Annotated in this window: 15 protein-coding genes and 1 tRNA gene; 4 read left to right on the top strand and 12 right to left on the bottom strand. The window is 65.8% G+C overall.

Going from position 1 to position 15,718, the window contains the following annotated elements; all coding sequences use genetic code 11:
- Window positions 1–41: 41 nt before the first annotated feature.
- Together EWH10_RS06695 and EWH10_RS06690 are read right to left on the bottom strand one after the other, a co-directional pair.
- Entirely contained in the window at window positions 42–269 is a 228-nt protein-coding gene (locus EWH10_RS06695) for a hypothetical protein (protein ID WP_044661543.1), read from the bottom strand.
- Window positions 270–887, bottom strand: a complete 618-nt coding sequence (locus EWH10_RS06690) for a DNA-3-methyladenine glycosylase family protein (RefSeq protein ID WP_044661544.1) — start codon at window positions 885–887, stop codon at window positions 270–272.
- Window positions 888–963: 76 nt separating this feature from the next.
- Between EWH10_RS06690 and EWH10_RS06685 the strand changes: the two genes are divergently transcribed.
- On the top strand, window positions 964–1,281 hold the full coding sequence (locus EWH10_RS06685; protein ID WP_025549918.1) for a 2Fe-2S iron-sulfur cluster-binding protein: 318 nt from the start codon (window positions 964–966) through the stop codon (window positions 1,279–1,281).
- A 292-nt stretch (window positions 1,282–1,573) separates the two neighbouring features.
- Here EWH10_RS06685 and EWH10_RS06680 read toward each other — a convergent pair whose 3' ends face one another.
- The 6 genes from EWH10_RS06680 to pabB all read right to left on the bottom strand — a co-directional run bounded on the left by EWH10_RS06680 (window position 1,574) and on the right by pabB (window position 7,170).
- Entirely contained in the window at window positions 1,574–2,689 is a 1,116-nt protein-coding gene (locus EWH10_RS06680) for a zinc-binding dehydrogenase (protein WP_044661545.1), read from the bottom strand.
- Window positions 2,690–2,702: 13 nt separating this feature from the next.
- Window positions 2,703–3,374 (bottom strand): peptide-methionine (S)-S-oxide reductase MsrA, encoded by a 672-nt coding sequence (msrA, locus tag EWH10_RS06675; protein ID WP_065846212.1) that lies wholly within the window; start codon window positions 3,372–3,374, stop codon window positions 2,703–2,705.
- A complete protein-coding gene (locus EWH10_RS21690; RefSeq protein WP_165363330.1) occupies window positions 3,361–3,522 on the bottom strand; it encodes a hypothetical protein in 162 nt (53 codons plus the stop codon). The genes msrA and EWH10_RS21690 overlap by 14 nt, the downstream gene beginning before the upstream one ends.
- Before the next feature lie 317 nt (window positions 3,523–3,839).
- Entirely contained in the window at window positions 3,840–5,042 is a 1,203-nt protein-coding gene (locus EWH10_RS06670) for a pyridoxal phosphate-dependent aminotransferase (RefSeq protein WP_044661548.1), read from the bottom strand.
- Window positions 5,043–5,325: 283 nt separating this feature from the next.
- On the bottom strand, window positions 5,326–5,949 hold the full coding sequence (locus tag EWH10_RS06665; RefSeq protein WP_044661549.1) for an aminotransferase class IV: 624 nt from the start codon (window positions 5,947–5,949) through the stop codon (window positions 5,326–5,328).
- Window positions 5,950–5,994: 45 nt separating this feature from the next.
- On the bottom strand, window positions 5,995–7,170 hold the full coding sequence (pabB, locus tag EWH10_RS06660) for an aminodeoxychorismate synthase component I (protein ID WP_044661550.1): 1,176 nt from the start codon (window positions 7,168–7,170) through the stop codon (window positions 5,995–5,997).
- Window positions 7,171–7,263: 93 nt separating this feature from the next.
- Between pabB and EWH10_RS06655 the strand changes: the two genes are divergently transcribed.
- Entirely contained in the window at window positions 7,264–7,647 is a 384-nt protein-coding gene (locus tag EWH10_RS06655; protein ID WP_044663034.1) for a DUF983 domain-containing protein, read from the top strand.
- A gap of 37 nt (window positions 7,648–7,684) precedes the next feature.
- Here the strand turns inward: EWH10_RS06655 and EWH10_RS06650 are convergent, their stop codons facing one another.
- Window positions 7,685–8,122 (bottom strand): acyl-CoA thioesterase, encoded by a 438-nt coding sequence (locus EWH10_RS06650; protein ID WP_025552022.1) that lies wholly within the window; start codon window positions 8,120–8,122, stop codon window positions 7,685–7,687.
- Between the two features lie 215 nt (window positions 8,123–8,337).
- On the opposite strand from EWH10_RS06650, the gene EWH10_RS06645 reads away from it, so the two are divergent.
- Both EWH10_RS06645 and EWH10_RS06640 read left to right on the top strand, forming a co-directional pair.
- Window positions 8,338–9,576 (top strand): YceI family protein, encoded by a 1,239-nt coding sequence (locus tag EWH10_RS06645; protein ID WP_044661551.1) that lies wholly within the window; start codon window positions 8,338–8,340, stop codon window positions 9,574–9,576.
- A 42-nt stretch (window positions 9,577–9,618) separates the two neighbouring features.
- On the top strand, window positions 9,619–10,716 hold the full coding sequence (locus EWH10_RS06640; protein WP_065846217.1) for an AI-2E family transporter: 1,098 nt from the start codon (window positions 9,619–9,621) through the stop codon (window positions 10,714–10,716).
- A 95-nt stretch (window positions 10,717–10,811) separates the two neighbouring features.
- Here the strand turns inward: EWH10_RS06640 and EWH10_RS06635 are convergent, their stop codons facing one another.
- The 3 genes from EWH10_RS06635 to EWH10_RS06625 form a co-directional block, all read right to left on the bottom strand.
- The gene (locus tag EWH10_RS06635; RefSeq protein ID WP_044661552.1) at window positions 10,812–12,692 is read right to left on the bottom strand and encodes an ABC-F family ATP-binding cassette domain-containing protein; all 1,881 of its coding nucleotides are present in this window, start codon (window positions 12,690–12,692) and stop codon (window positions 10,812–10,814) included.
- Window positions 12,693–13,115: 423 nt separating this feature from the next.
- Entirely contained in the window at window positions 13,116–15,407 is a 2,292-nt protein-coding gene (locus EWH10_RS06630; protein ID WP_044661553.1) for a glycoside hydrolase family 3 N-terminal domain-containing protein, read from the bottom strand.
- Between the two features lie 133 nt (window positions 15,408–15,540).
- Window positions 15,541–15,627, bottom strand: a tRNA-Tyr gene (locus tag EWH10_RS06625).
- Window positions 15,628–15,718 lie beyond the last annotated feature (91 nt).

Below are 15,718 nucleotides of genomic sequence, written 5' to 3'. Positions count from 1 at the left end.
CGCGGATCGCGGGGCGGTTCCCGCAGATGCGAAAAAATTTTTCAGGCGCTGTCGGGCTGCACGCTGGTCCAGAGCGTTTCGAAGGCCGTGCCCTGCATCAGCAGGACCGAGGCGGGATAGCCCGCGCCGCTGGCCTTCTGCGCTGTCGCGGTGGCGTTTTCCACCGCTTCCTCCCGCGTCGCGAACGGCCCGTAATAGCGGTTGTCGAGATTGATCTTCCAGACGCCCTCATGTTCCAGGACGATGTAGCGGGCATGGGGCAGGGGCACTTACAAAACCTCCGTATTATAATGGTGCCAGGCCATGATCGCCGCGGCGCCGCGATGGGGACGCCAGCGTTCGGCGAGTTCCCGCGTCAGCTTTTCGCTGGGGCGTTCGGCCAGGCCCAATATCCGTCCGATCTCGATCTGCACGGCCAGATCGCCCGCCGGCCAGACATCCGGCCGTCCTTCCGCGAACAGCAGGTAGATTTCCGCCGACCAGCGCCCGATCCCCTTGATCCGCACCAGTTGCGCAATGGCGTCCTCATCATCGTCCGGCAGGTCGTGCAGGTCGATGCCGCCGCCGACCACCAGCTCGGCCAGGCTTCTGGCATAGCCCTGCTTCTGCCGCGACAGGCCGCAGGCGCGCAGCGTATCGAAATCGCGGACGAGCAAGGCATCCGGCGCGCAGCCCGCGCCCAGTTCCGCCTCCAGCTTGCGCCAGACCGCTGCGGCCGCGGCGACGCTCACCTGCTGGCCGACGATGGTGCGCAGCAGGGTTTCATAGCCCGGCTCGCGGATGCGGGGCGGCGGATAGCCGACCCGGCCTATCGCTGCGGCGAAACCGGGCTCCATCGCGGCGATGGCGTCCAGGCTGGCCCGCAATTCTTCTGCTGTATTTACCATGAATTGTCGTCCGGCCCTTGATTTCCCGTTGCCCGTCCGACATGAGCGGCGGGAAAAATTTGAGGGACCTGGGTACATGGCGAAACTGATTGTGGTCAACCGTTCGGGCGAAGAGCAGGCGGTCGAGGCGGAGAACGGCCTTTCCGTGATGGAAATCATCCGCGACAACGGCTTTGACGAACTGCTGGCGCTCTGCGGCGGCTGCTGCTCCTGCGCGACGTGCCACGTCTTCGTCGATCCGGCCTTTGCCGACAACCTGCCGCCGATCAGCGATGATGAGAACGACCTGCTCGACAGCTCCGACCATCGCAACGAGACCAGCCGCTTGTCCTGCCAGCTGACGTTCAGCGATTCGCTGGACGGCCTGCGCGTCACCATCGCGCCGGAAGATTGAGGTCGGCCGGCAGAGGGGAGCGAACCGGCCTGTAGAGCATCGCGCAGAAATGCCTGTCCCGAGCCTGTCGAAGGATGGGAACCGGTTTTCTGCTTGAAAGGATGCGACGACAGAAATCTGGAGCGGCCTGCGCCTGATTGACGCAGCGCGCTCTGAGGGCTGGTTCCTGACATCGTCCTCCGTGTCACCCCCGGACTTGATCCGGGGGGGCCTGCCATTCAGACGTCTGCGTTTCGGAAGAAAAGCGGCGCCCCGGGTCGCGTTGGGCGCGACAGCTGCCCTCTGCCCGCCATCAGCCGTTCGGGACGATCAGATATTTCTCCCCCGTGCGGCGGGCATTGTAGGTCAGCACGGCGTCGCGGGTCAGCGCTTCCTTGAGGGAGATGCGCGCCTTGTAATGGCTGGCAAAGGTCGTCGTCAGACCGTCGCGCACCCGCTGGCGCAGGCGTTCGGCCGTTTCCGCGTCCGTCCTTTGCAGGAAGGGAAAAAGCAGCCAGCCGCCGACGTTCCAGCCAAAGCCGAAGCTGCGCGTCAGGATGGTCGGCGACAGGTCCAGCGCACCGTAGACATAGGCCTGTTTCAGAACGTTCGAGCCATAGCGGCTATAGGGCGCGTCCTTGCTCGCGGCCTGCTCCATGGCATGGAGGATCTGGCTGACCAGATGGCCGCCGCCGATCGCGTCGAAGGCGATGGACGCGCCTGTGGCGGCGACCGCGTCCTGAAGCTGGACGAGAAAGTCGTCCCGGGAACTGTCCAGCACATATTCCGCGCCCAGATCCCTGAGGATCGCCACCTGCGCTTCATTGCGGACGATATTGACCAGCGGAATGCCGTCCTCCTGGCAGATGCGCACCAGCATCTGGCCCAGATTGGACGCGGCGGCGGTGTGGACGATCGCCTTATGCCCTTCGCGCTTCATGGTTTCGACGAAGCCAAGCGCCGTCAGCGGATTGACGAAGGCCGATGCGCCCTCCTCCGCGGTGACATCGTCGGGCAGGACCATGCAGCCGCTGGCGGCGAGCAAGCGATGTTCCGCGTACATGCCGCCGCCGATCATCGCGACCCGCTTGCCGAGCAGGGCCTGGGCTTCCGGTGCCTCGCCCGCGGCGATGACCGTGCCCGCGCCTTCATTGCCGATGGCCATGGATTGGCCGACCCGCCCCGCAAGCGCGCGGCGCGCGGGATCGGGCATGCGGGCGACGATCCGGCCTTCGGCATAATCCGCATTTGCCACATCGGCGGAAGCGAACAGCAGCCCAAGGTCGGAGGGGTTGATCGGCGCGGCTTCCACCCGGACAAGCACCTGATCGCCCGTGGGAGCGGGGAGCGTTTCTTCGGCCAGTTCGACGATCAGGCGGCCGTCGTCATCCAGGGTCGAAAGCAGCTTGAGGCCGTGGGTGTCGCTCATGAAAACTCCCTTTTCAGGCAGAGGGGCGGTCGCTGTAGAATGCCGGAAACATCGTCTTGAGGGCGGCCAGCTTCGGCATGTCCCAACGCTGGATATAGGGATGGCGCGGGTTCTTCGTCAGGAAGTCCTGATGATGGGGGTCCGCATCCTGGAAGCCGGTGAAGCCTTCTATTCGGGTGACGATGGGATCGCGCCAGAGGCCCGATTGACCGAGTTGGGCGAGATAGGCCCGGGCCGCCCTGTCCTGCCCTGCATTCAGGGGAAATAGCGCGCTGCGATATTGGGTGCCGTGGTCCGGGCCCTGATAGTCGAGCGTGGTCGGGTCCGCGATCACTGAGAAGAAGATGCGCAGCAACGTGCCGTAGCTGACCTGCCGGGGATCGTAGGTGACGCGAACGGCTTCGGCAAAGCCGGTATCGCCCTGGCTGACCTGTTCGTAATCGACCCTGCGGCCCCGAGGACCGCCTGCGAATCCGGAGACGGCGAGGCGGACACCCCTTACATGGGAGAAGACGCCTTCCACGCCCCAGTAGCAACCGCCCGCGAAGATGGCGGTTTCAAGCTTGCGGGCAGGGGCTGCGTCGACCGCCGGGGCGGGCGGGAGGACCGGCCGTTCGGCACGCAAAGGGGAAGCGACGGCCAGGGCCGCCAGAAAAGCAAGCGCGATGCCGTCAGCGCGCCGCATCGCCGGCGGCCGGGGCGGATGCAGCCATGGCGGGACTGGTGAGCGGCGGCGCGTCACTGTTCGGCTGAAGCACGAAGACCCCGATAGCGCCGATCGCGAACCCGCCCATGAAGCGCAGGAACAGGTCGGATTTCAAGAAGGCCAACATGGCGTTCTTCCTTTCGGTCGTCTTGGTCGCCGCAAGCGGGCGGAAATGAATGTCGCGCGGCTTAGTCCCGGATGAACGCTGCGCCAGGGCAGTTTCGACCAACGTCCGATGTGGGACGATGGATGTCGGGCAAGGCCAGTTTCGGTTCGAAACGGGATATAGACCCCCGCTCTCCATCTGCAAGACGGCGCCGGAGAAATTTTCCGTTTCCGAAATGGAGGTGATGGGGGAGGGGAAGGACGGACTTGGCGTCCGGTCCTTCCCTTCCAGCTTCGCTGGTCCCGTTCCAGGCTAAGCCCGGGGGGATTGAAGAGGGCTCACTTCAAAGCGGCGCAGGCTTCCTGGATGCGGGTGCAGGCCTTGCGCAGCACCTCTTCCGAAGTCGCGTAGCTGATGCGGAAGGCCGGGGAGAGGCCAAAGGCGGCGCCGTGGACGGCGGCGACCTTCGCTTCGTCCAGGAAATAGCCGATCAGCGCTTCGTCGCTGTCGATCACCTGTCCCTTGGGCGTCGTCTTGCCGATCACGCCGCTGGCATCGGGATAGACGTAGAAGGCGCCCTCCGGCGTCGGGCAGTCCAGGCCCGGTGCGTCGTTCAGCATGGCGACGACCATGTCGCGGCGCTTCTTGAAGGCGGCGTTGCGCTCTTCCAGGAAATCCTGGTCGCCGGTCAGCGCCGCGACGGCGGCCGCCTGGCTGATCGAGCAGGGATTGCTGGTCGATTGCGACTGGAGCTTGCCCATCGCCTTGATGATCCATTCCGGGCCGCCGGCAAAGCCGATGCGCCAGCCCGTCATGGAAAAAGCCTTGGAGCAGCCGTTGACCGTCAGCGTGCGGTCGTAGAGGTCCGGGCAGACCTGCGCGATGGTGGCGAAGGGGGTGGGCGCGTACCAGACATGCTCATACATATCGTCCGTCATCACCAGCACATGGGGATGGCGCAGCAGCACTTCGCCCAGCGCCTTCAGCTCTTCGGCCGAATAGGCTGCGCCTGACGGGTTGGAAGGCGAGTTCAGCATGACCCACTTGGTCTTCGGCGTGATCGCGGCTTCCAGCTGGGCGGCGGTGATCTTGTAGCCCTGGCTTGCCGGCGCCTCGATGAAGACCGGCGTGCCGCCCGCGAAGTTCACGATGTCGGGATAGCTGACCCAATAGGGCGCCGGAATGATGACCTCGTCGCCCACGTCGACGGTCGCGACCAGCGCGTTGAACAGCGTGTGCTTGCCGCCCGAATTGACGCTGATCTGGCTGCGCTTGTAGATAAGGCCATTGTCGCGCTTGAACTTGAAGGCGACGGCTTCCTTGACGTCGGCGGTGCCGTCCACGTCGGTATAGCGGGTAAGGTTCTTGCGGATCGCCGCGATCCCCGCCTCCTTCACGAAATCAGGCGTGTCGAAGTCCGGTTCGCCGGCGGAGAGGCCAATGACGTCCACGCCTTCGGCTTTCAGGGCATTCACGCGCGCGCTCATCGCCAGGGTGGCGGAGGGCTGGATGCGACCGAGGGCTGCGGAAGTCTGGCTCATCATGACAATCTTTCTCTAGAATCCCCTAGGTCCGCGTGAAGCGGACGCGAGGCTCCTTAGTGTGCAACGAAAGAAGGGGCAACCGCCAGTTGGCTTCGGCTGGCCGTAACGGCAGATTATAGGGCCGGGAGGGAGGAAGATCTGCAATTCATTCCGTGCGGAAAAGGGTTGCCCGTGCCCCTATAGCGCGCTGCGTTCAATCGTACGCAGGGCGCGCGCTCCAAGCTTTTGTTGTCGCATCCTTTCAAGCGCAAAGCCGGTTCCCACTTTTGCGCACGATGCTCTAGCGCACCAGCGACGCCGCCACCATGCCGCGCGCCGCATTGCCGATGAAGAAGCCGGTTTCCAGGTCGCGGGGGCGCAGGTCGGCCTCCACTGCCTCCCCCATGTCGAGCAGGCTGCGGCGCAGCACGCCGGGCAGCAGGCCGCGCGACAAAGGCGGGGTCAGCAGCTTGTCGCCGCGTTCGACGAAGATGGAGGAGAAGCTGCCCTCCGTCAGGAAGCCCTGTTCGTCCGTCATCACCACTTCATAGGTGCCGCCGCGCCGCAGGGCGTCACGGTAGAGCGAACGGTCGGTCGTCTTGTGCGCCAGCCGCGCATCGGCGGCGGGGGCGTTGCGGGGGACGAGCGCGACCTGCATGATCGCCTGCGGCCAGGTGCGGTGCTCGCGCACTTCGATGGCGATGGAGCCCCGGCGCGACACCAGCAGGCGAAGGCGGCTGCGCTCCCGCAGGCGGAAGGTCGCGGCCTGAAGCTCATTGCGCACATTATGGCGGTCGAAGGCGAAATCGAGCGCCTCCGCGCTGGTCTTCAACCGCTCCAGATGCAGTTCGAGCAATCTGATGCCCTCGACCGGATCGAAGGCCATGGTTTCGAGCAGATCGAACCGTCCGTCAGCCAATGCCATGGAAAATTGCAAACCCCTTATGCCGATCGATGATGGCGCGATGAATCAGGCCGGTGCGAGGAAGCGCCCCTTGGCCAGACATTCCGCCCATTCGGAAGCGACATCCGAATCCGCGACGATGCCCGATCCCAGACCCAGGCGTCCCTCCCTGCTGCCTTCTTCGACGCAAATGGTGCGGATGGCAACATTGAACGCGGCATCGCCCGACGGATCGATCCAGCCCATGGAGCCGGTATAGACGCCGCGCGGAAAGGGCTCGACCGCGTCGATGATCTCCATGGCGCGGACCTTGGGCGCGCCGGTGATCGACCCGCAGGGGAAAAGGACGCGCAGCACGTCGACGGGCGACAGGCCGGGCAACAGCCGGGCCCGGACGGTCGACACCATCTGGTGGACGGTCGGATAGGTTTCGACCTTGAACAGGTCGGGCACAGTGACGGTGCCGGCGCGGGAGACGCGCGACAGATCGTTGCGCAGCAGGTCGACGATCATCAGATTTTCCGCGCGCTGCTTGGCATCCCGCTCCAGCCATTGGGCCAGTTCCGCGTCGCTGGCGAGATCGGGATCGCGGGGGGCGGTGCCCTTCATCGGGCGCGCGGTCAACTGGCCCCGGACATGGGTGAAGAACAGCTCCGGCGAAAAGGAGAGGATCGAATGTTCCCCGGTGCGCAGCACGCCGCCATAGCCCGCCTGCTGGCGCGGACGGATGGCGGCATAGAGCGCCATGAGATCGCCGATGAAATGCGCGGCGCAGGGGAAGGTCAGATTGACCTGATAGATGTCGCCGGCGCGGATATAGTCCTGGACCTGGGCGAAGGCGGCGCGATAGGCGGTCTCGTCGATCAGCGGCTGGAGGCGATCGACCCTGGCGCCCGCCGGGTCCGGCAACAGGCCGGTCATGGCGGCGGGATCGATCAGGCGCACCCCTTCGAACAGGCCGAACCAGAGCAGCGGCGTCTTCGGCCTGTCCTGCCGATGCCGTTCCGCCAGCGGGTGAAGGCGGTCCTCCAGCGCCAGCCCGGCTTCATAGGCGATGAAGCCTGCTGCGTGCAGCCCGGCTTCTGCCGCTTCGGACAGCCGGTCGAGCGCTGGCTGCACCTCCGCCAGCCGATGGGCGGCGATGACCGATACCGGATCGCGATAGAGGCGCGCGGGGGCGGGAGCCCGGGCACGGGCGTCGTCGAACAGGACGAAGGCTTCGGTCGGTCCCGGAAGGCGCATGGCCGCCCTCTTAACAGGCTTTGCGCGGCGCGGAAGCTCTAACAGGGCGCGGGCATGTTGCACGGGGTGCGCATTGGCCATAGGGGGGAGGGCATGAACAAGGGATTGCCCCAGGATGATGCGGCGCGGCCGCTGCGGCCGGCGCTGGCGCTGGCCCTCAGGGGCCGTTGTCCCGCCTGCGGCGAAGGCCGGATGTTCGCCCGCTTCCTGAAGCCCAGTCCCGCCTGCCGCCATTGCGGACAGGCCTGGGACGCATCGCGGGCGGACGATTTCCCGGCCTATATCGTCATATTGCTGCTGGGGCACCTGCTCGTGCCGCTGATGATAGAGGTGAACGCGGCGCTGGATATTCCGCTGGGGGTGCAGGCGGCGCTATGGCCGGGTCTTGCGATCCTGCTTGCGCTGGCGATGATCCAGCCCGCCAAGGCGGCGGTCATCGCCTTCCAGTGGAGCCGCCGCATGGACGGCTTCCGCTAGAGCGGGCCATGATCGGTTGAAAATCGATGCGATCCCATCAGTCCGGACGGATGATGAAGTTGCGTTCCATCGCCTCCCGCAGACTCTCGTCGATGGTGCGGCGCCCTTCCGAACCATGGGTCACGACGGTCGTGTCGGCGGTGGCGACGCATATGCCCTTCTGAAAGCCCGCCGAACTGATCGTCCAGCTCGTGCGCCCGATATGGCCGATCGCGCAGTGCACCTCGAACGGATAGGGAAAGTGGGATTCCTCGACGAAATTGAGGTTCACGTTCGCGACCAGCCAGCGCACCCCCTGTTCCTGCGGATGGCGGCCCAGATGATGGTGGAAGCGGATGCGGGCCGTTTCGAATATGCCGGAGATCGCCACATTGTTGATGTGGCCCATCGTGTCGATGTCCTGGAAGCGGGTGTCGATGCTGGTGACGAAACGATAAGCTTCCGGGCGGAGGCGCCAGGATTCGGGTTTGGCCATGTCCTGCTTGTCCTATGTCCTGTTTTCCTATGCTCTTAGCCCTTGGCGGCGGGGATGCAATCATCGGGTCGAAATTGATCGGACTGCGACCTTTATGACACAGGCGCGAAGCTTATCGTTCTGCTGAGGTAACGGATCGTTTCCGGGCGCGGCGGTAGACTTCCGCGCAGGTGCAGCATAGCTTCCGGGCCGGATTGTCGCGCATGGGGGTTTCGATGCAACGCTATAGTCGGCTGGCCATTTTCCTGCACTGGGCGATCGCCGCCCTGCTTGCCTTCCAGATCGCGGTGGGATGGGCGCTCGAGGATCTTGGCGCGCGCGGCTTCGCGCTTTTCCAGTGGCATAAGTCGATCGGCATCTCGATCCTGCTGCTGACCTTCGCCCGCGTCGCCATGCGCTATTGGAAGCCGCGTCCCGCGCCGGTCGAGCGCGGCTGGCAGGGCGCGCTGGCCAAGGCGGTGCATGCGGGCCTCTATCTGTTCATGCTGGGCGCGCCGCTCACCGGATGGGCCTTGGTGTCGACCGCGAAGGTGAAGGTGCCGACCTTGATCTTCGGCATCGTCCCCCTGCCTCATCTGCCCCTGCCCATGAGCGCGCATGAACTGGCCGAGGGCGGACACGCCCTGATCGCCTGGATCGGCATCGCGCTGTTCGTCCTGCACGTCGGGGGTGCGCTGCGGCATCATGTGCTGATGGGCGATGGGTTGCTGTGGCGGATGATGCCGGCGCGTTCGCCGCTGTTGCTGGCAGCCTTGCCCGCGCTGATCGCGGTGGGGTTCGTCCTTGGGCGCGCCGTCCTGCCAGCGCCCGCAGCGAAGGCGGTGGCCTTGCCGGTCCTGCCGGCGGCGGCCGAGGAGGAAGAGGAAATGCCCGCCAATGCCGCTGAGCCGGCCGACGATGCCGTCAATGCCGCGGCCCCGGCCGAAGCCGGCAATGCGGCGGTCGCGGAAGAACCGGTGGGACCGCCGCCCGCCTGGTCGGTGCAGCCCGGCGGGACCATCGGCTTTTCCGTCGGTAACAGCGGCGAGACGATCAGCGGCCGCTTCTCCAAATGGACGGCGAAGATCGTCATGGACCCGGATCATCCGGACAGCGCGGACATCCGCGTGGAGATCGACCTGGCGAGCGCCAGCGTCGGGGACAGCTATAAGGACGGCATGCTGGCCGGGGACGAATTCTTCGGCGTGGCGGCGCATCCCAGGGCCGTCTTCACCGCAAGGGGCGCGGAGAAGACGGGGACAAACGCCTATCGCGCTTCGGGCACACTGAACCTCAAGGGGGTAAGCAAGCCGCAGAGCATCCGCTTCACCCTTTCCGGCACCGGCAAGGCGCGGAAGGTCTCAGGATCGGCCACCATCGCGCGCGCGTCCTTCGGCGTCGGCAATGGCGAGAGCAGCGCGGGACTGGACCCCAAGGTGTCGGTCAGCTTCGGGTTCAGTGCGCAGGCGGAATAAGCAGGCATGGATTTGGCGCTGCACTTCTGCCAAAGCGGCGTCATGGACAGGAGCACGGAAAAGCCAAGCGCGCGCATAGAGGATGGGGTCTTCCTGGGCTTCGTCCTCATCGTCTCGGTCGCCTTCGCGCTGGTGGTCGAGCCCTTTTTCGCCGCCATATTGTGGGGCGTGATCGCCGCGATCCTGTTCGCGCCGGTCAACCAGCAGCTGATCGGCATGATGCCCCGGCACCGGAACAGCGCGGCGGCGCTGACGCTGTTGCTGATCGTCGCGCTGGTGATCGTGCCGGCGATCATCCTGGCCATGGCGCTGGTGCAGGAAGCGACCCTCTTCTACGCCAAGGTGCAAAGCGGCGAGATCAACTTCGCGCGGATGTTCGCGCAATTCCAGGCGAGCCTGCCCGGCTGGGCCGCGGCCTTTCTCGACCGGCTGGGCATAACCAACTTCGCCGCCGTGCGCGAAATGCTGAGCGCCGGCGTCGCGTCGAGCTTCCGCACGGTCGCGACGCAGGCGTTGCAGATCGGGCAGAGCGCGTTCAGTTTCCTGATGGCGCTGGGCGTGATGCTGTACCTTACCTTCTTCCTGCTGCGCGACGGGCCGAAGCTGGCGGCGATGGTGGACAGGGCCGCGCCGATGCGGACCGCGCATCGCCGGGCCCTGATCAATCAGTTCGTCGTCGTCACGCGTGCGACGATCAAGGGCAGCATCGTCGTCGCCATCGTCCAGGGGCTGATCGGCGGCGTGGTGTTCTGGGTGCTGGGCTTGCCGGGTGCGCTGCTCTGGGGCGTGCTGATGGGGGCCTTCTCGCTGATTCCGGCGGTCGGAACCGGGCTGATCTGGGTGCCGGTCGCCATTTACCTGTTCGTCACCGGGGCGGTGGTGAAGGGGCTGATCCTCGCCTTTTGCGGCATGTTCGTGATCGGGATGGTGGACAATATCCTGCGACCGATACTGGTCGGGCGGGACACGCGGATTCCCGACTATGTGGTGCTGATCACCACGCTGGGCGGGATCGACCTGTTCGGGTTCAACGGCATCGTCATCGGGCCGGTGATCGCGGCGCTGTTCATCGCGACCTGGAACATCGTGACGAAGATGCGGACGGGGGCGGATGGGCTGGAGGGGCCTTTGACGGAATGATCAGGCGCTTCTCTTCAAGAAAGTGAAGGGCTTCGACATTTGAACGGGACAGGTGGCTCGTGAAAACGGCCCGAACGGAGCCTGGTTTCCGCGATCTATAACTCCTCCAGCGCGGCGCTGGCCTCCATCCAGCTTTCTTCCGCCGCTTCCAGTTTCCTTTCCAGGTCGGCGCGTTTCACCATCAGTTCGGTCATGGTCATCTTCGCCTCCGCGCCGGTCGCGCTTTTGGGGTCGAACAGCGCCTGGTCGATGCGGCTGCGTTCGGCGGTCAGCATGGCCATCTCCTTTTCCGCCTTGCTGACGGCGTTCTTCGCCGCCTTCTGCCGTTCGCGCCATTGCGCGGCGTTGCGCTTTTCCGCCTTGCGGTCGGTCTTCGGGGCATCGCCCCCCGAACCCCCATTGCCGCCATTGCCGTCGGCCTTGCGCAGGATGATGTCGGTATAATCCTCCAGGCTGCCGTCGAAGGGCTGGGCCGTGCCATTGTCGACCAGCACCAGCCGGTCGGCCACCAGTTCGATCATGTGGCGGTCGTGGCTGACGATGACCACCGCGCCCGAATAGTCGTTCAGCGCCTGCACCAGCGCTTCGCGGCTGTCGACGTCGAGATGGTTGGTCGGTTCGTCGAGGATCAGCAGATGCGGCGCGTCGCGGGTGATGAGGGCGAGGGCCAGCCGCGCCCTTTCCCCGCCCGACATGGAGCCGACCTTCTGCGTGGCGCGCTCCCCGGAGAAGCCGAAGCGGCCGAGTTGGGCGCGGACGGCGGCGGGGGTGGCGCCCTTCATCACCCGGCTCATATGTTCCAGCGGCGTGTCGCCGACGTCCAGTTCTTCCACCTGATATTGGGTGAAATAACCGACATTCATCCTGGCCGAGGCGTTCATCGCGCCTTCCATCGGCTTCAACTGCGCGGCGATCAGGCGGGCGAGCGTGGTCTTGCCATTGCCGTTGCGGCCGAGCAGCGCCAGCCGGTCGTCGGGGTCGATGCGCAGATTTACGCGGCGCAGGACGGGCGTGTCGTTGTAACCGACCGCCGCCATGTCCATGGTGATGAGCGGCGGGCGCAGTTCCGGCGGGCTGGGGAAGCCGAAATGCAGCGTCGGGTCCTCGATGGCCGCGGCGATGGGCTGCATCCTGGCCAATGCCTTGGCGCGGGACTGGGCCTGTTTCGCGGTGGAGGCGCGGGCGGAGTTGCGGGCGACATAGTCCTGCAACTTCTCGCGTTCGGCCTGTTGTTTCGCGCGGGCGGCCTCCTGCTGCGCGAGGCGTTCGGCGCGCTGGCGTTCGAAGGCGTCGTAGCCGCCGGGATAGAGGGTGATCTTCCCGCCCTCCAGATGCAGGATATAGTCGACCACATTGTTGAGCAGGTCGCGTTCATGGCTGATGACGACCACGGTGCCGCGATAGGCCTTGAGGAAATTTTCCAGCCAGAGCGTCGCTTCGAGGTCGAGATGGTTCGACGGCTCGTCCAGCAGCAGCAGGTCGGGGTTGGAGAAAAGCAGCGCGGCAAGGGCGACGCGCATCTTCCAGCCGCCCGAATAGCTGTCGAGCGGGCGGCCCTGCATTTCCTCGTCGAAGCCGAGGCCGACGAGGATGCGGGCGGCGCGGGCCGGCGCGGTATAGGCGTCGATCGCGTTCAGCCGTTCGTAGATATGGCCGAGGCGGTCGGGGTCTTGCGTATGTTCCGCCTCCGCCATCAGTTCGGCGCGTTCCCTGTCGGCGGCGAGGACGGTGTCGAAGGGGGTGGCCGTGCCCGAGGGCGCTTCCTGCGCGATATAGCCGAGGCGCGTGTCGCGGGGCATGTCGCAACTGCCCTCGTCCGGGTCGATCTGGCCGATCATCACCTTCATCAGGGTCGACTTGCCCGCGCCGTTGCGGCCGATCAGGCCCACACGGCTGCGCGGCGGCAGGGAAGCGCTGGCGCGGTCGAGAATAGTGCGGCCGCCGAGGCGCACGGTGATGCCGTTCAGGTTGAGCATGGAGGGGGCCTCTAGCAGAGCGGCAAGGCGTGGTGAAGGCGTCGAGGGGGAGTTTTGCAGACTGCCTCATGCCTGCGAAGTTCACGGCGTTGTGGCCGACGCATTTGCGTGGGTGCGGACCGGTGGCGTTGATTTCGCAATAGGAGAATTTTTGCGGAATGGGTGTGCGGAAGATGCCCGCTTAGGGCGGGTGGAATGGGTTGACGGTGGGAAAGAGCGTGAGGGCGCTATGCCATGGTCGGGGCCGTGTAGGACAGGGGTTTGGGCGGTGGGGGAGTCCATGTCCTTTGGGAGGCGTCAAGGGGAACGGGCAGGAGATGGGTCCCCGCCTTCGCGGGGATGACGGGAGTGAGATGGGGATGACGAAATGGGGAAAGAGGTGACGGGATCGGGATGGACGCCATCCGGGGTGGGGATGATGGTTTATTGGGGGAAAGCGGGCGTGGTTTCCGCCGCATAAAGCGTGAACTGGCTGTGGAGGCCGCCATTGGATGATTGCCCCAGCCAGAGGTCGAACAGGCCCGGTTCGGCGATGATCCTGCTGCCCGCGCCGACAAATTGCAGGTCGGTGCGGGACAGGGAGAAGCGCACCGTCCTGCTCTCGCCCGGGTCGAGGGTGACGCGCTGGATGCGTTTCAACTCGCGGATCGGGCGGGTACGGCTGGCGACACGGTCGCGGATATAAAGTTGGACGACTTCACTGCCCTTGCGGGTGCCCTTGTTGGTGAGGCGGGCGGTGATTTCGATGGCGCGGTCCCAGCGCAGCGCCGTGTCGGACAGTTTCAACCCTTCCAGCGTGAAATCGCTGTAGCTGAGACCGTGGCCGAAGGGATAGCGCGCGCTGTTGTCGGTGGTGGCGTAGCGCGAGCGATATTCGGTGCGGTTGTCGATGACCGGGCGGCCGGTCGACTTGCGGTCGTAGAAGAAGGGTTCCTGCCCCGATTCCCAGGGGAAGCTGACCGGCAGCTTGGCGGACGGGTTCTCCTTGCCGAACAGGATGTCGGCAATGGCATGGCCGGATTCGGAGCCGAGGAACCAGGTCGCGAGGATCGCCTGCGCATTCGCCACGCCGTCATGCAGCGCCAGGGCGCGGCCGTGGCGGAGAAGGACGATGACGGGCTTTCCGGTCGCGGCGACGGCATCGGCCAGCGCCTGCTGCACGACGGGGATTTCGATGGCGGTGCGGGACTGCGCCTCGCCCGACATGTCCTGCGATTCGCCCAGCGCCAGGATGACGATGTCCGCCGCCTTCGCTGTTTCCACCGCTTTGGCGACGCCCCCGTCGATGGGCGTCAATATGCCGCTGCCCGGCGCGACCAGCAATCTGGCTGGGTCCGGCATGGCGGCGCGCAGGCCGGTGGCGATGTCGACGCCCTTGCCCTTGTCGCCGTAAAAGGCCCAGGGGCCGTAGACATTCTCCCTGTCCTCCCCGAACGGGCCGATGAGCGCGATGGTCTGCGCCCGGGCGGGATTGAGCGGCAGGACGCCATCATTCTGGAGCAGCACGATGGAACGCGCCGCCGCCTCCCGCGCCAAGGCGCGATGGGCGGGGGTGGAGATGCGGGTCTTTTCCGCTTCCTCGTCCAGCGAGCGCCAGGGATTGTCGAACAGGCCGATGGCGGTCTTGACGTAAAGGATGCGCCGGACGGCGACGTCGACCGTTTCCATCGGCACCGCGCCGCTTTTCACCAGATCGGGGATGTGGCGGATGTAAAGGCCGCTCTGCATCGACATGTCGACCCCGGCCAATATGGCGAGGCGGGTGGCGTCGCGCTCATCCTCGGCATAGCCGTGGGCGATCAGTTCCTCGTCCGCCGTATAGTCGGAAAAGACGAAGCCGCGGAACTTCATTTCGCCGCGCAGCGTGTCGGTGAGCAGGTCGCGGTCGGCGGTGGCGGGCACGCCGTTGATCTCGCTGAACGCCGCCATGGTGGTGAGCGCCCCCGCCGCGAAGGCGGCGCCGAAGGGCGGGAGATGGGTTTCGCGCAGCGTTTCGTCGCTGATGTCGACGCTGCCATATTCGAGGCCCCCGGCGACGGCGCCATAGGCGGCGAAATGCTTGGGGCAGGCGAGCAGGGAATCGTCGCGGCGCAGGTCGCGCCCCTGAAAGCCGCGCACGCGGGCGGCGGCGAAGAGGCCGCCCAGAGCGACATCCTCCCCGGCTCCCTCGACCACCCGGCCCCAGCGCTGGTCGCGGGCGACGTCGACCATGGGGGCAAAGGTCAGGTGCAGGCCGGCCGCCGTCGCCTCCACCGCCATGGCGCGCGCCGTGCGTTCCGCCAGCGACGGATCGAAACTGGCGGATTCGGCCAGGGTCACGGGAAAGATCGTCTTCAGGCCGTGGATGACGTCGCCCGCGAACAGCAGCGGAATGCCGAGGCGGCTTTGTTTGAGCGCGATCTCCTGCGCGCGGCGCGCGCCCGCGACGCCGATGCCGTTGAACAGGCAGCCGACCCGGCCCTTGCGGATTTCGTCGGCAAGCTGCCTTTCATTCTGGATGCCGACCTGCGGATTGGGGGGATTATAGGGGCGGAAACTGTCGGCCAGGCAGGTCATCTGCCCCGCCTTCTCCTCTATGGTCATGCGCGCGATCAGATCGTCCACGCGCTCCACCTCCGTCGCGGCAAGGGCGCGGCGGGGCAGGGGAAGGGTCAGGAAGCCGGCAAGGGCGGCGGTCAGGACGGCGCGGCGGGTCGCGGGAGGAACTGGGGTCATCAAGGGGAGCGTAACAGATTCCGGATGAACCGCACTTATCCCGTCAATGCGCGCAGGAAAGCAAGCTATGGAGAGATGGGATGAGCCCTGAAGCGGATCAATTCGGTCCGGCGGCGGCGCCCGCGGCCAGCGATGGTGGACAGGGCTGGATTCGAACCAGCGTACGGGAAACCCGGGCAGATTTACAGTCTGCTGCCTTTAACCACTCGGCCACCTGTCCAGTCGCCTAACCGGCGTCGGAGGGTGCCCCGACCGGCTGGAGGGCGCTCCAATGGCGAAAGGAGACTTGCCTGTCAATGGCCCAATGTGAA

Origin of the sequence: Sphingobium fuliginis (assembly GCF_004152845.1) — a bacterium.
Lineage (GTDB): Bacteria > Pseudomonadota > Alphaproteobacteria > Sphingomonadales > Sphingomonadaceae > Sphingobium > Sphingobium fuliginis.
This window is presented reverse-complemented; position numbering and strand designations above follow the sequence as displayed.

What these genes read in the sequence shown, in the direction of transcription:
- EWH10_RS06640 (WP_065846217.1), top strand. Translation starts at nt 9,619, where the DNA reads ATGGACAGGAGCACGGAAAAGCCAAGCGCGCGCATAGAGGATGGGGTC.
- msrA (WP_065846212.1), bottom strand. Translation starts at nt 3,374, where the DNA reads ATGCGGCGCGCTGACGGCATCGCGCTTGCTTTTCTGGCGGCCCTGGCC.
- EWH10_RS06645 (WP_044661551.1), top strand. Translation starts at nt 8,338, where the DNA reads ATGCAACGCTATAGTCGGCTGGCCATTTTCCTGCACTGGGCGATCGCC.
- EWH10_RS06680 (WP_044661545.1), bottom strand. Translation starts at nt 2,689, where the DNA reads ATGAGCGACACCCACGGCCTCAAGCTGCTTTCGACCCTGGATGACGAC.
- EWH10_RS06650 (WP_025552022.1), bottom strand. Translation starts at nt 8,122, where the DNA reads ATGGCCAAACCCGAATCCTGGCGCCTCCGCCCGGAAGCTTATCGTTTC.
- EWH10_RS06630 (WP_044661553.1), bottom strand. Translation starts at nt 15,407, where the DNA reads ATGACCCCAGTTCCTCCCGCGACCCGCCGCGCCGTCCTGACCGCCGCC.
- EWH10_RS21690 (WP_165363330.1), bottom strand. Translation starts at nt 3,522, where the DNA reads ATGTTGGCCTTCTTGAAATCCGACCTGTTCCTGCGCTTCATGGGCGGG.
- EWH10_RS06635 (WP_044661552.1), bottom strand. Translation starts at nt 12,692, where the DNA reads ATGCTCAACCTGAACGGCATCACCGTGCGCCTCGGCGGCCGCACTATT.
- pabB (WP_044661550.1), bottom strand. Translation starts at nt 7,170, where the DNA reads ATGCGCCTTCCGGGACCGACCGAAGCCTTCGTCCTGTTCGACGACGCC.
- EWH10_RS06690 (WP_044661544.1), bottom strand. Translation starts at nt 887, where the DNA reads ATGGTAAATACAGCAGAAGAATTGCGGGCCAGCCTGGACGCCATCGCC.
- EWH10_RS06685 (WP_025549918.1), top strand. Translation starts at nt 964, where the DNA reads ATGGCGAAACTGATTGTGGTCAACCGTTCGGGCGAAGAGCAGGCGGTC.
- EWH10_RS06655 (WP_044663034.1), top strand. Translation starts at nt 7,264, where the DNA reads ATGAACAAGGGATTGCCCCAGGATGATGCGGCGCGGCCGCTGCGGCCG.
- EWH10_RS06665 (WP_044661549.1), bottom strand. Translation starts at nt 5,949, where the DNA reads ATGGCATTGGCTGACGGACGGTTCGATCTGCTCGAAACCATGGCCTTC.
- EWH10_RS06670 (WP_044661548.1), bottom strand. Translation starts at nt 5,042, where the DNA reads ATGAGCCAGACTTCCGCAGCCCTCGGTCGCATCCAGCCCTCCGCCACC.